General features: G+C 71.1%; 16 protein-coding genes and 2 tRNA genes. 8 read left to right on the top strand and 10 right to left on the bottom strand.

Features of this window, described 5'->3' with window-relative positions:
* Nucleotides 1-18: 18 nt before the first annotated feature.
* The gene (locus ACY34K_RS05040; RefSeq protein WP_462744119.1) at nt 19-840 is read right to left on the bottom strand and encodes an SOS response-associated peptidase; all 822 of its coding nucleotides are present in this window, start codon (nt 838-840) and stop codon (nt 19-21) included.
* Nucleotides 841-889: 49 nt separating this feature from the next.
* Between ACY34K_RS05040 and ACY34K_RS05035 the strand changes: the two genes are divergently transcribed.
* From ACY34K_RS05035 to ACY34K_RS05020, 4 genes are all read left to right on the top strand, one after another.
* On the top strand, nt 890-1,582 hold the full coding sequence (locus tag ACY34K_RS05035; RefSeq protein ID WP_462744117.1) for a M50 family metallopeptidase: 693 nt from the start codon (nt 890-892) through the stop codon (nt 1,580-1,582).
* Between the two features lie 36 nt (nt 1,583-1,618).
* The gene (aroA, locus tag ACY34K_RS05030; protein ID WP_462744115.1) at nt 1,619-2,935 is read left to right on the top strand and encodes a 3-phosphoshikimate 1-carboxyvinyltransferase; all 1,317 of its coding nucleotides are present in this window, start codon (nt 1,619-1,621) and stop codon (nt 2,933-2,935) included.
* 4 nt (nt 2,936-2,939) lie between these two features.
* Nucleotides 2,940-3,953, top strand: a complete 1,014-nt coding sequence (rsgA, locus tag ACY34K_RS05025) for a ribosome small subunit-dependent GTPase A (RefSeq protein ID WP_462744113.1) — start codon at nt 2,940-2,942, stop codon at nt 3,951-3,953.
* A 95-nt stretch (nt 3,954-4,048) separates the two neighbouring features.
* Nucleotides 4,049-4,372, top strand: coding sequence for a DMT family transporter (locus ACY34K_RS05020; protein WP_462744111.1), 324 nt, complete (start codon nt 4,049-4,051; stop codon nt 4,370-4,372).
* Here ACY34K_RS05020 and ACY34K_RS05015 read toward each other — a convergent pair.
* Nucleotides 4,338-4,943 carry a TetR/AcrR family transcriptional regulator gene (locus ACY34K_RS05015; protein WP_462744109.1) on the bottom strand — a complete coding sequence of 202 codons (606 nt, stop codon included), beginning with the start codon at nt 4,941-4,943 and terminating at the stop codon, nt 4,338-4,340. The two genes, ACY34K_RS05020 and ACY34K_RS05015, sit on opposite strands and share 35 nt — an antisense overlap.
* 135 nt (nt 4,944-5,078) lie before the next feature.
* On the opposite strand from ACY34K_RS05015, the gene hisN reads away from it, so the two are divergent.
* Complete coding sequence (hisN, locus tag ACY34K_RS05010; protein ID WP_462744107.1) at nt 5,079-5,879, top strand: histidinol-phosphatase; 801 nt, start codon at nt 5,079-5,081, stop codon at nt 5,877-5,879.
* Between the two features lie 136 nt (nt 5,880-6,015).
* On the top strand, nt 6,016-6,417 hold the full coding sequence (locus tag ACY34K_RS05005) for a CBS domain-containing protein (RefSeq protein ID WP_462744105.1): 402 nt from the start codon (nt 6,016-6,018) through the stop codon (nt 6,415-6,417).
* 71 nt (nt 6,418-6,488) lie between these two features.
* Here the strand turns inward: ACY34K_RS05005 and ACY34K_RS05000 are convergent, their stop codons facing one another.
* Nucleotides 6,489-7,940, bottom strand: a complete 1,452-nt coding sequence (locus ACY34K_RS05000; protein ID WP_462744103.1) for a catalase — start codon at nt 7,938-7,940, stop codon at nt 6,489-6,491.
* Between the two features lie 142 nt (nt 7,941-8,082).
* Between ACY34K_RS05000 and ACY34K_RS04995 the strand changes: the two genes are divergently transcribed.
* Nucleotides 8,083-8,502: a Fur family transcriptional regulator gene (locus tag ACY34K_RS04995; protein ID WP_462744101.1), complete on the top strand. Its 420-nt coding sequence runs from the start codon at nt 8,083-8,085 to the stop codon at nt 8,500-8,502.
* A gap of 234 nt (nt 8,503-8,736) precedes the next feature.
* On the opposite strand, the gene ACY34K_RS04990 is transcribed toward ACY34K_RS04995, so the two are convergent.
* The 4 genes from ACY34K_RS04990 to ACY34K_RS04975 all read right to left on the bottom strand — a co-directional run bounded on the left by ACY34K_RS04990 (nt 8,737) and on the right by ACY34K_RS04975 (nt 14,051).
* Nucleotides 8,737-8,813, bottom strand: a tRNA-Met gene (locus ACY34K_RS04990).
* Nucleotides 8,814-8,921: 108 nt separating this feature from the next.
* Nucleotides 8,922-10,826: a tetratricopeptide repeat protein gene (locus tag ACY34K_RS04985; protein ID WP_462744099.1), complete on the bottom strand. Its 1,905-nt coding sequence runs from the start codon at nt 10,824-10,826 to the stop codon at nt 8,922-8,924.
* 195 nt (nt 10,827-11,021) lie between these two features.
* Nucleotides 11,022-11,095 (bottom strand) — tRNA-Met (locus ACY34K_RS04980).
* Between the two features lie 49 nt (nt 11,096-11,144).
* Nucleotides 11,145-14,051 carry a UPF0182 family membrane protein gene (locus ACY34K_RS04975; protein WP_462744762.1) on the bottom strand — a complete coding sequence of 969 codons (2,907 nt, stop codon included), beginning with the start codon at nt 14,049-14,051 and terminating at the stop codon, nt 11,145-11,147.
* Between the two features lie 193 nt (nt 14,052-14,244).
* Between ACY34K_RS04975 and ACY34K_RS04970 the strand changes: the two genes are divergently transcribed.
* Nucleotides 14,245-14,802 (top strand): PPA1309 family protein, encoded by a 558-nt coding sequence (locus ACY34K_RS04970; RefSeq protein ID WP_462744097.1) that lies wholly within the window; start codon nt 14,245-14,247, stop codon nt 14,800-14,802.
* A gap of 94 nt (nt 14,803-14,896) precedes the next feature.
* Here ACY34K_RS04970 and ACY34K_RS04965 read toward each other — a convergent pair whose 3' ends face one another.
* From ACY34K_RS04965 to ACY34K_RS04955, 3 genes are all read right to left on the bottom strand, one after another.
* Nucleotides 14,897-15,985 (bottom strand): YlbL family protein, encoded by a 1,089-nt coding sequence (locus tag ACY34K_RS04965; RefSeq protein WP_462744095.1) that lies wholly within the window; start codon nt 15,983-15,985, stop codon nt 14,897-14,899.
* 63 nt (nt 15,986-16,048) lie between these two features.
* Nucleotides 16,049-16,219: a hypothetical protein gene (locus ACY34K_RS04960; protein ID WP_462744093.1), complete on the bottom strand. Its 171-nt coding sequence runs from the start codon at nt 16,217-16,219 to the stop codon at nt 16,049-16,051.
* Between the two features lie 140 nt (nt 16,220-16,359).
* Nucleotides 16,360-16,821, bottom strand: a complete 462-nt coding sequence (locus tag ACY34K_RS04955; RefSeq protein WP_462744091.1) for a molybdenum cofactor biosynthesis protein MoaE — start codon at nt 16,819-16,821, stop codon at nt 16,360-16,362.
* Nucleotides 16,822-16,937 lie beyond the last annotated feature (116 nt).

The raw sequence follows: 16,937 nt of genomic DNA, 5'->3' as shown, positions 1-16,937 counted from the left end.
GGGACTTCCGTACACGCCCTAGAAGAGCGTTCCCTCCTCCGGGGCGGCGAGTTCCTCCAGCAGTTCGGGGCCGTTGTTGCGGACGTTGCTGACCGACGTGGTGACGGGATAGGCCCGCATCAGGCCCTCGGGCGGCGGGGCGAGCAGCGCGCGCAGGTCTTCCACGTCCGTGCGGGCCGGGTCCAGCCAGGCGTCCCAGCGGTCCGGGGTGAGCATCAGCGGCATGCGGGGGTGGATGTCCGCGAGCGTGCGCGGGCCCTCGGCGGGGGCCACCCCGAGCGGGCCGGTCTCCGCATCGGTGGTGATCACGGAGCAGGTGGCCCACCAGGCCTGCGGGTGGTCGGCCGGGAGCGTGGGGTCGCGCCAGAACTCGTACAGCCCGGCCATCGCGAAGACCGAGCCGTCGGCCGGCGTCACGAAGTACGGCTGCTTGCGCGGCCGCTTCTTCTTTCCCTGCTCCTCCAGCTGCCGCTCCTGGGCGCCGGTCACCCACTCGTAATAGCCGTCGGCGGGCAGGATGCACCGGCGCGAGGTGAAGGCCTGCCGGAAGGACGGCTTCTCGTGGACCGTCTCCGCACGGGCGTTGATCATCCGGGCGGCGCCCTCGGGCGTCTTCGACCAGGACGGTACGAGTCCCCACTTCAGCGCCCGCAGCTGCCGAACCGGACGGCGGGGATCCGCGTCCTTGTCCTTGGAAGGGCGTTCGAGGACCGCGTACACCTCCTTGGTGGGAGCCACGTTCCAGTCGGGGGCCAGGGTCTCCTTGGGCTCCCACTTCTCGATCTGGAAGAGTCCGGTGAGGTCTTCGGGCCTCCGGCTCGCCGCATAACGTCCGCACATATGTGTCACCCTGCCATCCCGTCCCACCGTTTGAGGAGCCGTCCGAGAAATGGCCAGCGCCGACGTCTTCGGTACCCAGCCCGCCCCGGACGTGTGGCTCGTCGTCGTGACGGCCGTCGCCGCCCTCGCCGTGACGGTCCCCCGCGCCGTGTGGCGGGTCTCGCGCAACGCGATCACCATCGCCCACGAGGGCGGCCACGGGCTGGTCGCGCTGCTCACCGGCCGCCGTCTGGACGGCATCCGGCTGCACTCGGACACCAGCGGCCTCACCGTCAGCCGTGGCAAGCCGTCCGGTCTCGGCATGATCCTGACCGCGGCCGCCGGGTACACCGCGCCGCCCCTGCTCGGCCTCGGCGGCGCGTGGCTGCTCGCCGAGCACCGCATCACGCTGCTGCTGTGGGTGGCCACGGCCCTGCTGCTGGCCATGCTGGTGATGATCCGCAACGCGTACGGAGCACTGACCGTCATCCTGACGGGCGCCGCGTTCCTGCTGGTGTCCTGGCTCACCGAGCCGGTGGTGCAGTCGGCGTTCGCCTACAGCGCGGTGTGGTTCCTGCTGCTGGGAGGGGTGCGCCCGGCCTTCGAACTCCAGGCGAAGCGCCGCCACGGCGGCGCCCCGGACTCCGACGCCGACCAGCTGTCCCGGCTGACGCACGTCCCGGCCGCGATGTGGTTCTTCCTTTTCCATGCCGTGTCGCTCTGTTCCCTGATCGGCGGGGGTCGCTGGCTGCTCGGTCTGTGACCGGCCGCGGGCAGGCACCCCGTCTAGAGTGAGGGCATGACCGAAAGTCCCTCGCACCTCGATCTCTGGCCTGCCCCGCTCGCGAGCGGAGCCGTCGACGCGACGGTCACCGTGCCCGGGTCGAAGTCGGTCACCAACCGCGGCCTGGTCCTGGCCGCCCTCGCCTCCGAGCCCGGCTGGCTGCGCCGGCCGCTGCGCTCCCGCGACACCCTGCTGATGGCCGAGGCCCTGCGCACGCTGGGCGTCGGCATCGAGGAGGGGGTCGGTCCGGACGGCACCGGTGAGGCCTGGCGCGTCATCCCGGCCGGGCTGCGCGGTGACGCCACGATCGACGTCGGCAACGCCGGGACGGTCATGCGGTTCCTGCCGCCGGTGGCGGCGCTCGCCGACGGGCCGGTGCGCTTCGACGGCGACCCGCGCTCCTACGAGCGCCCGCTGCACGGGGTGATCGACGCGCTGCGCGCCCTGGGTGCCCGGCTGGAGGACGACGGCCGTGGTTCGCTGCCCATGACCGTGTACGGCGCGGGTGCCCTGGAGGGCGGTCCGGTGGAGATCGACGCCTCGTCGTCGTCCCAGTTCGTCAGTGCCCTGCTGCTGTCGGGCGCGCGCTTCAACCAGGGCGTGGAGGTGCGGCACACCGGTGCCCGCCTGCCGTCCATGCCGCACATCCGGATGACCGTCGACATGCTCCGTACGGTCGGGGCGCAGGTCGACGAGCCGGAGACCGGTGGCGAGCCGAACGTGTGGCGGGTCTCGCACTCCGCGCTGCTCGGCCGCGATCTGACGGTGGAGCCCGACCTGTCGAACGCGCAGCCGTTCCTGGCCGCCGCCCTGGTCACCGGAGGCCGGGTCACCGTCCCGGACTGGCCGGAGCACACCACCCAGCCCGGTGACGCGCTGCGGGAGATCTTCACCGAGATGGGTGGCTCCTGTGTGCTCGACGAGCGGGGCCTGACCTTCACCGGCACAGGCACGATCCGCGGTATCGACGCGGACCTCGGCGAGGTCGGCGAACTGACCCCGGGCATCGCGGCCGTGGCCGCCCTGGCGGACTCCCCGTCGACGCTGCGCGGTGTGGCCCACCTGCGGCTGCACGAGACGGACCGGCTGGCCGCGCTCACCAAGGAGATCAACGAGCTGGGCGGCGACGTCGAGGAGACGGCGGACGGACTGCACATCCGTCCCCGTCCGCTGCACGGCGGCGTCTTCCACACCTACGACGACCACCGGATGGCCACGGCCGGTTCGATCATCGGCCTCGCCGTGGACGGCGTGCTGATCGAGAACGTCGCCACCACCGCCAAGACACTGCCGGACTTCCCGCAGATGTGGACCGGAATGCTCGAGGCCTGACGACATGCGCCGCTACGGCAAGCACACCGACGAGGACGACATCCGCTCCCGCCCCAACCGCAAGGGCAACCGTCCCCGGACCAACATCCGCCCGAAGCACGAGGACGCCGCCGAGGGCATGGTCCTGACCGTCGACCGGGGCCGCCTCACCTGCCTGGTCGACGACACCGTGGTCATGGCGATGAAGGCGCGCGAGCTCGGCCGCAAGGCGGCGGTGGTCGGCGACCGGGTGTCCCTGGTCGGTGACATGTCCGGCAGGAAGGACACCCTCGCGCGGATCGTCCGGATCGGCGAGCGCGCCTCGGTGCTGCGCCGTACGGCCGACGACGACGACCCCTACGAGCGGGTGGTCGTCGCCAACGCCGACCAGCTGGCCATCGTCACGGCCCTGGCGGACCCCGAGCCGCGTCCCCGGCTGATCGACCGCTGTCTGGTGGCGGCGTTCGACGGCGGTCTGGAGCCGCTGCTGGTGCTGACCAAGTCGGATCTCGCGCCCCCGGAAAAGCTGCTGGAGCTGTACGGAGCGCTGGACATCCCTCATGTGGTGACGAGCCAGGAGGAGCTGTACGACGGCCACACCGCCGCCGACCGGGTCCGCGAGCACCTGGCCGGCCGGACGACCGCGTTCGTCGGCCACTCGGGGGTCGGCAAGACGACCCTGGTGAACGCGCTGGTGCCGGACGACAAGCGGCGGATTACCGGTCATGTCAACGCGGTGACGGGCCGCGGACGGCACACCACCACCTCGGCGCTCGCACTCCCGCTCAACCGTGCGGACGGCTGGGTGATCGACACCCCCGGGGTGCGGTCCTTCGGGCTGCACCACGTCGATCCGTCGCGGGTCATCCACGCCTTCCCGGACCTGGAGCCCGGCACGGAACACTGCCCGCGCGCGTGCAGCCACGACGAGCCGGACTGCGGGCTGGACGAGTGGGTGGAAGGGGGCCACGCCGACCCCGCGCGGCTGTACTCCCTCAGGCGGCTTCTCGCCACGCGCGAGCGACGCGAAGGGGACTGACTCGCGCACGTTTGCGGATGACCGCGGTTGGTAAGTGCATAATCGCACCAAGTGACACGAAGCAGTCACGGACCTACCGCGGGGAGGCACCGACGATGGCGTGGCTGCTGGTGGTTGTCGCCGGGTTGCTGGAGACGGGCTTCGCGGTCTGTCTCAAGCTGTCGTACGGCTTCACGCGCCTGTGGCCCAGCATCGGCTTCGCCTGCTTCGGACTGGGCAGCTTCGGGCTGCTGACCCTCTCCCTCAGGGAGCTGGACGTGGGCCCCGCGTACGCCGTCTGGACCGGGATCGGGGCGGCGGGCACCGCCGTCTACGGCATGATCTTCCTGGGTGACGTCGTCTCCACGCTCAAGATCGTTTCGATCACACTGGTGATCATCGGCGTCATCGGGCTTCAGCTGTCGGGTTCGTCGCACTGACGGCGCCGCGGACGAGGTCGCCCAGCTCGGGGGAGCCGGGAGCGACGACGTAGGACAGGGCCAGGCGCACGGCCAGCTCGCAGGCTTCCGCGCCCGGTCGCCGGCCGAGCGCGGCCAGCGACCGGTCCCGGACGGCGGCGGCGAGCTCTCCGGGTGCCGGGGTTCCGGCGTCGGCGCGACGCTGGGCGGCGGCGCCGGTGAGCAGCCGGGCGCCGGGCCTGGCCGGGCGCGGCGCGGGCAGCCGCTCGCTCCAGCAGCCGGTGATCAGGGCGCGCAGGAGGGGTTTCGCCCGGGCCTCGCCGACGATCCACTCGGCGACGGAGGCCAGCCGGTCGCCGTCACCGGTCCCGCGGGCCTCGGCCAGGACGCGGTCGACGCCCCGCAGATAGGCGTCGGCCTCGCGCCGCACCAGGGCGCGGGCGAGGCCCTCCTTGCTGCCGAACTCGTTGTAGAGGGTCTGCCGGGACACCCCCGCCGCGGACGCGACGTCGACCATGCGGACGGCGGACCAGGGCAGTACGCCGAGGGCCGTGAGGGCGGCGTTCAGCAGAGCTTCTCGCGCGGTGGGCACCATTGCCTCCCGGAGCGTCGCTTCCGAGGCCGAGCGGGTCTGCGCTCAGAGTCGACAGGCTGCCACGCACTGTCAATAGCCCCTGCGGAAGCGGCCGATCCGCCGGCGCTGATCGGCCGGGATAGAGTGCGCCTCATGGCCGATTACCACGATGATCTGCGTCTTGCCCATGTCCTCGCGGACGCCGCCGACGCCGCCACGATGGACCGGTTCAAGGCTCTGGACCTGAAGGTCGAGACCAAGCCGGACATGACACCGGTGAGCGAGGCGGACAGGGCCGCCGAGGAGCTGATCCGCGGGCATCTGCATCGGGCGCGGCCGCGGGACGCGATCCTGGGCGAGGAGTACGGCGTCGAGGGCACCGGTCCGCGCCGCTGGGTGATCGACCCGATCGACGGCACCAAGAACTACGTGCGCGGCGTGCCGGTGTGGGCGACGCTGATCGCGCTCATGGAGGCGGGCGAGGGAGGGTTCCAGCCCGTCGTCGGCGTGGTGTCCGCCCCGGCGCTCGGCCGGCGCTGGTGGGCGGCGAAGGGGCTCGGCGCGTACACGGGCCGCAGCCTGTCCTCGGCCACCCGGATCCATGTCTCCCGGGTGGCGGAGCTGTCCGACGCCTCGTTCGCCTACTCCTCGCTGAGCGGCTGGGAGGAGCAGGGCCGGCTGGACGGTTTCCTGGATCTCACGCGCGCCTGCTGGCGCACGCGCGCGTACGGCGATTTCTGGCCGTACATGATGGTCGCGGAGGGCTCGGTGGACTTCTGCGCGGAGCCGGAGCTGTCGCTGTGGGACATGGCCGCGACCGCGGTCGTGGTGCAGGAGGCGGGCGGCTCGTTCACCGGCCTCGACGGCAGGCCGGGGCCGCACAGCGGCAACGCGGCGGCCTCGAACGGGCTGCTGCACGAGGAGTTGCTGGGATACCTGAACCAGCGCTCCTGAACATCTGGCGTGTGAGCGCCAGTTGGGCCCGCCCCTCTTGTTGGGACCCTGAATGACTGCCACTCTGAGAGTCCCCCCGCTTGTGAACTTGTGAATCCATCTCATTCAGGGATTCACCAAGGAGGTGGCTCCATTCATGCTCGTCCGTGACGCCATGAGCACAGTGGTCCTCACCATCGGCCCCGCACACACTCTCCGCCAGGCAGCCAGGCTGATGGCGGCGCGCCGCGTCGGCGCGGCCGTCGTTCTGGACCGCGACACCAGCGGCCTCGGCATTCTGACCGAGCGCGACATCCTCGTCTCCGTCGGCGCGGGACAGAATCCCGACCTGGAGACCGCAGGCGCCCACACCACCACCGATGTCGTCTTCGCGGCACCGACCTGGACCCTGGAGGAAGCCGCGGAAGCCATGGCCCATGGCGGCTTCCGGCATCTGATCGTGCTCGACGGGGACGGCCCCGTCGGCATCGTGTCCGTGCGCGACATCATCCGCTGCTGGGCGCCGGTCCGCCGGCGCGCCGGGGCACTGGCCGGCTAGCGCGGAAAGGGCCGGAGGGCCGGCCCCCAGCGGGAGCCGGCCCTCCGTCTACGGCAAGCGATCCGGTCTGTTCAGCCGCGCAGGGCCTGGACCGCGGCCTCCAGCCGCTTGCCGAAGTCTCCGTCCGCCTGGCGGAAGTTGTCGACGGCGCGCTCGACGATGTCGTCGCGCGAGACCTTGGCGATGAACCCCGCCAGGTTGTCGATCAGGCGCCCCTTCTCGTCCTCCGGCATCAGGCGGTAGAGGTTGCCCGCCTGCACGAAGTCGTTGTCCTCGGCGTGGACGGGGGCCGGGTGGTCGCCGGTCGCACCGCTCACCGGGACCGGCTGCCACAGCGGGCGGTCGATCTGGTGGGGGCCGCCGAAGCTGTTCGGCTCGTAGTTCTTCGCGCCCTTGTGGCGGCCGTCGTAGAGGAAGCCGTCACGGGAGTTGGTGCGCGCCTCGGTGGCGTGCGGACGGTTCACCGGCAGGTGGTCGGCGTTGATGCCGACGCGGTAGCGGTGGGCGTCGCCGTACGCGAAGAGGCGGCCCTGGAGCATCTTGTCCGGGGACGGACCGATGCCGGGGACGAAGTGGGCCGGGCTGAAGATGCTCTGCTCGACCTCGGCGAAGATGTTCTCCGGGTTGCGGTTGAGCTCCAGCTTGCCGATCTCGATCGGCGGGTAGTCCGCGTGCGGCCACACCTTGGTGAGGTCGAACGGGTTGAAGCGGTACGTCGCCGCATCGGCCGCCGGCATGATCTGGACCTGCACGGTCCAGGTCGGGAAGTCACCGCGCTCGATGGCCTCGCGCAGATCACGCTGGTGGGAGTCGGGGTCCTCACCGGCGAGCCGGTTGGCCTCGTCCTGGGTGAGGTTCTTGATGCCCTGGTCGGTCTTGAAGTGGTACTTGACCCAGAAGACCTCGCCGGCCTCGTTGTTCCACTGGTAGGTGTGCGAGCCGTAGCCGTTCATGTGGCGGTACGAGGCGGGGATGCCGCGGTCGCCGAACAGCCAGGTCACCTGGTGGGTGGACTCGGGCGACAGGCCCCAGAAGTCCCAGACGTTGTCCGCCTCCTGGGAGCCGGTGTACGGGTCGCGCTTCTGCGTGTGGATGAAGTCGGGGAACTTGATGGCGTCCTTGATGAAGAACACCGGGGTGTTGTTGCCGACGAGGTCGTAATTGCCCTCTTCGGTGTAGAACTTCAGCGCCCAGCCGCGCGGGTCGCGCACCGCGTCGGCCGCGCCGAGGTTGCCCGCGACGGTCGAGAAGCGCAGGAAGGTCTCGGTCTGCTTGCCGACCTCGGAGAGGAACTTCGCGCGGGTGTACTTCGTGACGTCGGCGGTCACGGTGAAGGTGCCGTAGGCCCCCGCACCGCGCGCGTGCACCACGCGCTCCGGAATGCGCTCACGGTTGAAGTGCGCGAGCTTCTCCAGCAGCAGCTGGTCCTGGACCAGAACCGGACCGCCGACGCCCGCGGTCTCGCTGTTCTGGTTGTCGGCGACCGGCGCGCCGGCCTCCGTGGTGAGCGGTCCCTGCGTCACGTGCGCCTCCTGCGTCATTACTGCAAGTCCTGTCCCTTACTAAAGCCGGTGTCGATCCTACAATGGACTTTGTCTAAGTCAAGCTCGAATCCAAAGCCACACCGGTTCAGGACTTGCTCCGCCTCCCTGTTAGGCTGGTCCCATGAGTGACCTGTTGGAACGGCTGCGCGGACGCGGCTGGCGTATGACCGCGCAGAGGCGAGTCGTCGCCGAGGTCCTCGACGGGGACCATGTGCACCTGACCGCCGACGAGGTTCACGCCCGCGCGGTGGAGCGGCTCCCCGAGATCTCCAGGGCGACCGTCTACAACACACTGGGTGAACTGGTCTCGCTGGGCGAGGTCCTCGAGGTGTCCACGGACCGCCGCGCCAAGCGGTACGACCCGAACGCACACCGCCCCCACCACCACCTGGTCTGCGCCCGCTGCGGCGCGATCCGCGATGTGCACCCGGCGGGCAATCCGCTGGCGGACCTCCCGGACACCGAGCGCTTCGGCTTCACGGTCTCGGGCGTCGAGGTCACCTACCGGGGCATCTGCCCCGACTGCGCCGCGGCGGCCTAGGGCGGCGCGCCCCGCGGGGACGGCGCGCCCCGTCGGCCACTCGCGCGGCCCCCACGGGGGCGGCGCGCCTCGCGGAGTACCACGTGGCCCCGGTCAGGACGGCGTGCCACCGCACCCCCGCGGTTGCTTCCCGGACGGGGCTTCCACCTCCGGACCAAGGGCCGCGCCCCCGACCGTGCCGAGCCCTCGACATGCCGAAGGGCCCGGATCCATAGGATCCGGGCCCTTCGTACGTGGTAGCGGGGACAGGATTTGAACCTGCGACCTCTGGGTTATGAGCCCAGCGAGCTACCGAGCTGCTCCACCCCGCGTCGGTGAACACAACCTTACGGGAGCTCGTGGACCAGCGCAAATCCATAAGCCGGCCTTGGAGAACGGGCCGACCGGGCCCGGCCCCGGCCGGCGGTCCGGGACCGGCCTCAGGCGGTGAGCTCCTGGTGCAGGGCCTCGCTGAGCCTGGCCGCCCGCTCCGCCACTTCCGCGGGGCCGAGCTCCACCGCGCGGGCGCACCAGCGCCGGCCCTCGGTCAGCTCACCCCGCCGGGCGGCGAGCAGCGCCAGGCGCAGGGCGGCCCGGCCGTGGCCGGCGCGCGCGGCCCGGGTCCACCAGAGCGATGCCTCCCGCTCGTTCCCGTCGCGGGCGAGCAGCAGGCCCAGGTTGAAGGCGCCGTTGCGGCTGCCGGCCTCGGCGGCCTCGCGGTACCAGCGCGCCGCCTCGGCGGTGTCCCCGCGCGCGGCGGCGAGCATGCCGACGCGCACCTGGGCGCGGCGGTGCCCCTGCTCGGCCGCCCGCTCGTACCACTCCTCGCACTCGCTCTTGGCGGCCTGCGGCTCGCCGAGGGCGGGCGGTCCGGCGGCCGGCTGGCGCGCGTCGAGGACGGTGGCCAGACGGAAGGCGGCCTCGGCGCTGCCGCTGCCCGCCGCGGTCCGCAGATGGCGCTCGGCCTCCTGCTCGTCGCCGTCCCGCAGGCGGGCGATGCCGACCTGCAGCGCGGCCTCGGTGTGGCCGGCGGCCGCGGCGCGCTCGTACCAGCTCAGGGCCGTGCGGTCGTCGTCCCGTCCGGCATAGAGGATGCCCAGGTTGAACGCGGCGTCGACGCTGCCGGCCTCGGCGGCCTTGGAGAACCAGGGCTCGGCGCCGTTCGGGTCGCCGCCCTGCAGGAGCAGGATGGCCAGGGCGTTGGCGGCCTCGCGGTGACCGGCGTACGCGGCGCGGCGGTACCACTGCTCGGCCTGCGGGACCCGGTCCTGGGCGGCGAACAGCAGCCCGAGGTTGTACGCGCCGTTCACGTCGCCGGCGTCGGTGGCGGCGCGGTACCAGCGCTCGGCGGTCTGGTGCTCGCCACGGGCGGCGTGCAGGGCGCCCAGTGCGTTGGCGGCGTTGCCGTCGCCGTCCTGGGCGGCGCGGAGCCACCACACGGCGGCGCTCTCCTCGTCCCCGGCGTCGCGCAGCAGGAAGCCGAGCGCGCAGGCGGCCCGGGCCTCGCCGTCCTTGGCGGACATCAGGTACCAGCGGCCGGCCTCCTTCAGCTCGCCGCGCCGTTCGAGGATCGCCCCCAGGTACAGGGCGGCACGCGGGTGGCCGCGCGCGGCGGCCTGCCGGTACCACTGCTCGGCGGTCTCGGTGCCCGCCGCGGCCTCCTCGGCCTCGTCGGCGTCGGTACCGGTCCCGGCCCGGGCCTCGGCCTTCCGCTCCAGAGCGCGGGCCAGCCGGTAGGCGGCCTCGCGGTGGCCCTGCTCGGCGGCGGAGCGCAGCCAGCGCTCGGCACCGGCGTCGCTGCGGTGCTCCAGCAGGTCGGCGAGGGCGTAGGCACCCAGCGCGTGCCCCTGCTCTGCGGACTGGCGCAGCCAGTACTCGGCGGCGGGCTCGTCGCCGCGCTCGCGGTGGTGGCGGCCCAGGGCGTGCGCGGCGGCCGCGGATCCGGCCACGGCGGCGATGCGCCACCAGCCGGCCGCCTCGTCGGCGTATCCGCGCTGATGGAGCAGGACACCCAGGTTGTTGGCGGCGGCGCGGTCGCCCTCGGCGGTCGCGGCGCGCAGATAGGGCTCGGCGCCGTCAAGATCGCCACGGCGCAGCAGGAGCGCGCCGAGGACGCTCATCGAGGCGGCGTCCCCGCTGTCGGCGGCGCGGCGGTGGCGGGCCTCGGTCTCGACGGTGTCGCCGTTCTCCACCCCGTCCAGCGCGGCGGCACCCACCATGGCAGCGTTGTCAGCGGCGGCGGTCTCCGGCCCGGCGCCGGTCATCACGTCTGCGGCGTTTCCGGCATGCCGCTGCACAAACCGGCCTGTCTCCAACAGAGTTGCCCTGTCCCCCATAAATTCCATCGTCGCACCACCCGCAACGCGCGTACACCTGGTATACCGCAGCCAGTGAGGTCACTTCAGCGTTTTGTCGACATGCCCACAGGGAGACAAGTCAAACACGTCTCACCCCAACCGCCCCCACGCGGCACACGGTTCAACCCCCTTCGACACACGCCGAGGGCCCGGATCTCGAAAGATCCGGGCCCTCGTGTTCAGTAGCGGGGACAGGATTTGAACCTGCGACCTCTGGGTTATGAGCCCAGCGAGCTACCGAGCTGCTCCACCCCGCGTCGGTGAAACAACAGTACCACGACGCGGAGTGAAGCCCGGCTCAGAGCCTCAGCTGCCCTTGCCGTCGGCCGGGGCGCCCTGCGCCGCCTTCCGCTGGGCGTCCGCGGCGGCGGCCCGCTGCAGGGCCTCCGCGAGCTCGGCCTGCGCCTTGCCGTACGCCGTCCAGTCACCCTTCTTCAGCGCGGCCTCGCCTTCGGCGAAGGCCTTCTGCGCGTCCGCGATGGCCTGCTTCAGCGCCGCGTCGCCGGTGACCGGCGGCTTGGTGGTGTCGGTCGGCGGCGGCGTGGTGGGCGTCTCGCCGTCCACTCCGAAGACCGCGTTCAGAGCGGCTCCCAGGTTGTCCTCGAACACCGTGGTGTCCTTGGTCGTGTCGTTCGCCGGCTGGTCCGCGTCCACGTACGACACCGCCACCTTCCGCAGCAGCGGGTAAAGGGCGTTGCGGCCCTGCGCGTACACCGGCTCGACGTAGAGGAATCCGCCGTCGAGCGGCACGGTCAGCAGGTTTCCGTACTGGATGTCGGAGTCGGCGCCCTTGAGGTCGCGGACGAACTGGGCCACCGACGGGAGGCTGTTGAGCTTGTTCTGCACCTGGGCCGGGCCCGGTACGTCCGAGGTCACCCGCAGCAGCCTTATCCGGCCGTAGTCCTTGCTGTTGGCGTCGGCGTCGACCGACATGAAGGCGCCGAGGTTCGGCCGCCCGTTCGGGGTGAACGTCGTCGTCAGCGAGAACTGCTGGGCCTGGTCCCCGGGCATCTTCATGCTCAGGTAGTACGGCGGGACCGCGTTGCCGTCCTTGTTGGTCGGGTCGTCCGGCACCTGCCAGGCGTCACTGCCGCTGTAGAACTGGGCGGCGTCCTGGACGTGGTAGCGGGTGAGCAGCTCGCGCTGGACCTTGAACATGTCCTGCGGGTACCGCAGGTGGTCCTTGAGGTCCTGCTTGATGGCGCTCTTCGGCTCGACCGTCCCGGGGAAGGCCTTCATCCACGTCTTGAGGACCGGGTCTTCTGTGTCCCACTCGTACAGCTTCACCGTGCCGTCGAAGGCGTCGACGGTGGCCTTCACCGAGTTGCGGATGTAGTTGACCTGGTTCTGCTGGGCGACCACCGCGCGCGTGTCGTTGCCGGCGGTCAGCGAGTCCGTGGTGGTGTCGCCGAGCGTCGTACGGGACGCGTACGGGTAGCCGTTGGTGGTCGTGTAGGCGTCGACGATCCACTGGATGCGGCCGCCGACGACCGCCGGGTAGGCGTCGCCGTCGATGGTCAGCCACGGCGCGACGGCCTCGACGCGCTCCTTGGGCGTGCGGTTGTACAGGATCCGCGAGCCCTCGCCGATCGCTCCCGAGTAGAGGATCTGCGGCTCGCTGAACGCCACCGCGTAGGCCGCCCGGTTGAAGGCGTTGGAGAGGTTGACGCCGCTCTTGCCCGTGTAGCTGGTGGTCTTCTCGCCGTTCTCCTCGTAGTCGAGCTCCTTCTGCGGACCGCCGACGATCGAGTACTGCTCGGTCTTCTCGCCGTAGTAGATCCGCTGCTCGTACTTGGGTGCCTGACCGGTGGTGGGCAGGCCCGACTCGGTGAAGATCGGGGAGCCGTTGGCGTCCGTCGTGGTACCCGTGGCCATGATCGCGCCGTAGCCGTGGGTGTACGTGAAGTGGTCGTTGATCCAGTTCCGCTTGGGGATGCCCCGGATGTTCAGCTCACGCAGACCGATGACCGTGTCCTTGCCCTGGTACCGGTCGACGTCGAGCGTGGTGGGGAACTGGTAGTACTTCCGCTTCTGCTCCAGCTGCTGGAACGTCGGCGAGACGATGTTCGGGTCGACCAGGCGGTAGCTGGCCGCCGTGTCCGCGTCCTTGCGCAGTACGTCCTTCGCCTTGACGGTGGACTTGCCCGAGTAGTTCTCGGGCTTCGTCCCGTCGATGGCGTACGCCTTGCGCGTCGCCTCGATGTTCTTCTCGATGTACGGCGCTTCCTTGGCCTGCTCGTTCGGCTGGACCTGGAACTTCTGCACGATCGCGGGGTAGAGCCCGCCGATCAGGATCGCCGACAGCACCATCAGGCCGAAGCCGATGACCGGGAGCTGCCAGGTGCGGCGCCAGAGCGTCGCGAAGAACAGCACCGCGCAGATGGCGGCGATGCAGAAGAGGATGGTCTTGGCCGGGAGGTAGGCATTGGCGTCGACGTACCGCAGGCCCGTCCAGTTGCCGGTCGCCTTGAAGTCGCTGGACTTCACCGCGAGGCCGTACCGGTCGAGCCAGTACGCCACGGCCTTCAGCGAGACGAAGACGCCCAGCAGCACCGACAGGTGCCCGGTGGCCGCGGCGGTCGCGCGCGCGCCCGGGCTGGTGATGCGCAGCCCGCCGTACAGGTAGTGGGTCAGGGCGGCGGCGATCAGCGACAGCACGGTGGCCGCGAAGCCGAAGCCCAGCAGGAACCGGTACCAGGGCAGGTCGAAGGCGTAGAACGACACGTCCATGCGGAACTGCGGGTCCTTCTGTCCGAAGGACACGCCGTTCACCCACATCAGCCAGGTGCGCCACTGACCGGAGGCGGAGGCACCGGCGATCAGCCCGACCAGAGCGGTGATCGCGAGGAGCACCCACTTCTTGTACGGGGCGACACCCATCCGGTAGCGGTCGAGGCTCTGCTGTTCCAGCGACATCGCGCTCAGCGGCGGCCGGAGCCGGTGCGCGAGCCAGATGTTCAGCCCGACGGCCAGCGCCATGAGCAGGCCGAAGACGGCGAACAGCCCGATCTTGGTCCACAGGGTGGTGGTGAAGACGGACGAATACTGGACGGAGCGGTACCAGAGCCAGTCCGTCCAGAACCCGGCGAACATCACGAAGATCATCGCCAGCACGGCCAGCACGCCCAGGGTCATGAGCAGCGTGCGGGCCCGCCGGGACGGCCGGCCGACTCTGATCCGTGGCCCGGTCGGGCCTCCGCCGCGGTCCGGCATCTGGAAAGCCAACGTACGCCCCTCGAATTCGCGGTCGTGTGTGAAGCAGCGTGTGCCGCCGGAGCAGCGTGTGCCGCCGGGCCGCCCTGTGCGGCACCGATGCAGGCCCAGCGATCGTAGAGCCCACTGATGCAACTTACTGAGGCTTTACCTAGTTCCCGTCTCCGGGGGATGAGGAGGCAGGATATTGCCCATGTCCAACCTTTCTTCCTCCGGCCCCCCGATGGCCGCGAGCCCGCTGACCCGCGCGGTGCTCGAGATCGACGAGTACGCCTCCGGCCTCGGCTGGGACCAGCCTGCCAGGCTCTTCGCCCTCGTCGACACCGCGCAGCTGCGCTCCCAGGAGCCGGGTCTCGCCTCCCAGCTGGGCCTCGACCGGGACGAGGGAGCGGCCCCGCTCACCCCGATCGAGCAGGACGAGATCCCGGCCGACCGGCCGCTCGACGACTTCCTCGGCACCATCGCCTGGCCCGACGCCGTGGTCGGGTGCGCGATGACGGTGGAGCGTCTGATGCTGCCGCCGTCCGCCGAGGCGTCCGTTCCGGACGGTCTCGACGAGGCGGACCTGGCGAAGTGGGTCGCCGCCCACCCGGACCGCCAGGAGGTCCGGATGACGGTGGCGGTGTTGCGCGACGGTGCGCGCGAGTCGGCGCTGCGGCTGCGCGAGAAGGACTCCCCCACGGAGGTCCTGACCGGCGCCGACCTGGTACCGGGCCTGGCGGAGGCCCTGGCCGCGACGTTCGAGGGCTGAGCGCCGGCGGCCCGGGCCCGCCCGCCGGGGGCCGCCCGGGCCCTCGTCCGGCCGCGAGCAGTGGCCGCCGCGGGGGTCCGCGACCCGCGGCCGGTCAGCCCGCCGAGCAGCTCGGCAGGCCGGCCGTGTCGCCGGTCCGGATCTTCTCCAGCGCCTTCACCGCGCCGTCGATGTTCTCGACCTTGATCAGGGTGAGGCCGGACGGAGTGTCCGACGCGGCCGCGGCGCAGTTGTCCGCGGGCGTCAGGAAGTACCGCGCGCCGGCCTTCCGCGCGCCGACCAGCTTCATGTCGATGCCGCCGATCGGGCCGACCTTGCCCTGGTCGTCGATGGTGCCCGTACCGGCCACGAACCTGCCGCCCGTGAGATCGCCCGGGGTGAGCTTGTCGACGATGCCGAGCGAGAACATCAGACCGGCGCTGGGGCCGCCCACGTCGGCGAGCTTGATGTCGATGGCGAACGGGAACGTGTGGTCGACCCCGGCCTGGATGCCGACGATCGCCCGGTCGCCCTCCGGGGCCTTCGTCGTGGTGATCGTGACCGTCTCGGTGGTGGTCGGCGCGCGACCCGCCTTCTCGGCGGCGGCCGCCTCCTTGGCGGGGACGATCGTGAAGACGACGTCCTGCTTCGGCTGGTGCTTGGTCACGAGCTTCGCCACGTCCTGCGGCTGCTTGACGGGCGAGCCGTCCACGGCCTTGATCACATCTCCCGCGTGCAGCAGCCCCTCGGCGGGGCTGTCCTTCTGGACGGAGGCGACGACCACCCGCGCCGACACCGGGATGCCCAGCTGCCCGAGAGCGGCGACCTTCGCGCTCTCCTGGGACTGGCTGAACTCCTCGGCGTTCTCCTGGGTGGACTCCTCCTCGGTCTTGCCGTCGGGGTAGAGCGTCTCGTGCGGCACCACGACGCTGTCGTCCGCGAGCCACCCGTAGACCGCCTCGACGAGGTTCATTCTGTAGTCCGCACCGGTGACCCTGACCGTGGTCATATTGAGATGCCCGGAGGTGGGGTAGGTCTGGTGGCCTGAGATCTGAAGCACCGGCTCGCCATCGGCCTCACCGAGCGTGTTGACCGTCGGTCCGGGGCTCATCTCCGAGTAGGGCACCTTGAAGAACACACCGGCGCAGAGCAGCGCGATGAGGACGAGGGTGGAGGCGAGCATCGTCGCGGTGCGGCGTGGCATGGAACGACAGTACGGGACTCGCCTGTCGGTGCACCCCCGGGGCCGGTCCGTACGGGGTGACTATCAGACCGGACCGCTGCCGGAGCGGGACTTCTCCATGGCGTCGCGGAAGCGCGCGTAGCCGGCGAGTTCGGCGATGTCCTCGGTGGTCCGGTTGCGCGAGGCCCAGGTCCCCCATATCGCGGCACCGATGCCCGCGAAGAGCGGGATCAGCAACCAGGCGAGTGCTGCCACGGCGCGACCTCCCGTCCCCGTCTCCCGTGCGCGAATGCCACTGACTGATCAGCAGATTAACCATCCGCCGTTCCAACGCTCACGCCAGGGGTGCGGTTACGCAAATCGGGCGCCGGCCCTCCCGGACCCGTGCCCGGGGCTCAGCAGGCCCCCACCCACTCCTCGGTGCCGTCCGAGAAGCGCTGGTGCTTCCAGATGGGGACCTCGTGCTTGAGGTCGTCGATGAGCTTGCGGCACGCCGCGAAGGCCTCCGCGCGGTGCGGACACGAGACCGCGACCACCACGGCCAGGTCCCCCACGGTCAGATCACCCACCCGGTGGATCGCGGCGAGGGCGCGGACGGGGTGGTCGGCCACGACCTTCTCGGCCACCCGGCGCAGCTCCGCCTCGGCCGACGGGTGGTGCGAGTACCCGAGGGAGTCCACGTCGGCGCCGCCGTCGTGGTTGCGGACGGTGCCCACGAAGAGCGCCGTGCCGCCGGCCGCGTCGTCACCGACGGCCCGGAAGACCTCGTCGAGGGAGAGCGGGGTGTCACGGATCGCCAGCAGCCGGATCGGGTCCGCCGCCGCCCGCTCGCCGGGGTGGTCGTACGTGGGTGCCATGCCGCCCATGGTGCCCCACGGCACTGACATCGCGGAATAGCGTTATCGCCCGGTCCGTCCACGCGCGCGTTGGAGCCTCCTACAGCAGGGCCCCGGACGGAGCGGCGGACGGGGGC

It is taken from the genome of Streptomyces sp. STAM6 (genome assembly GCF_054963715.1).
This window is presented reverse-complemented; position numbering and strand designations above follow the sequence as displayed.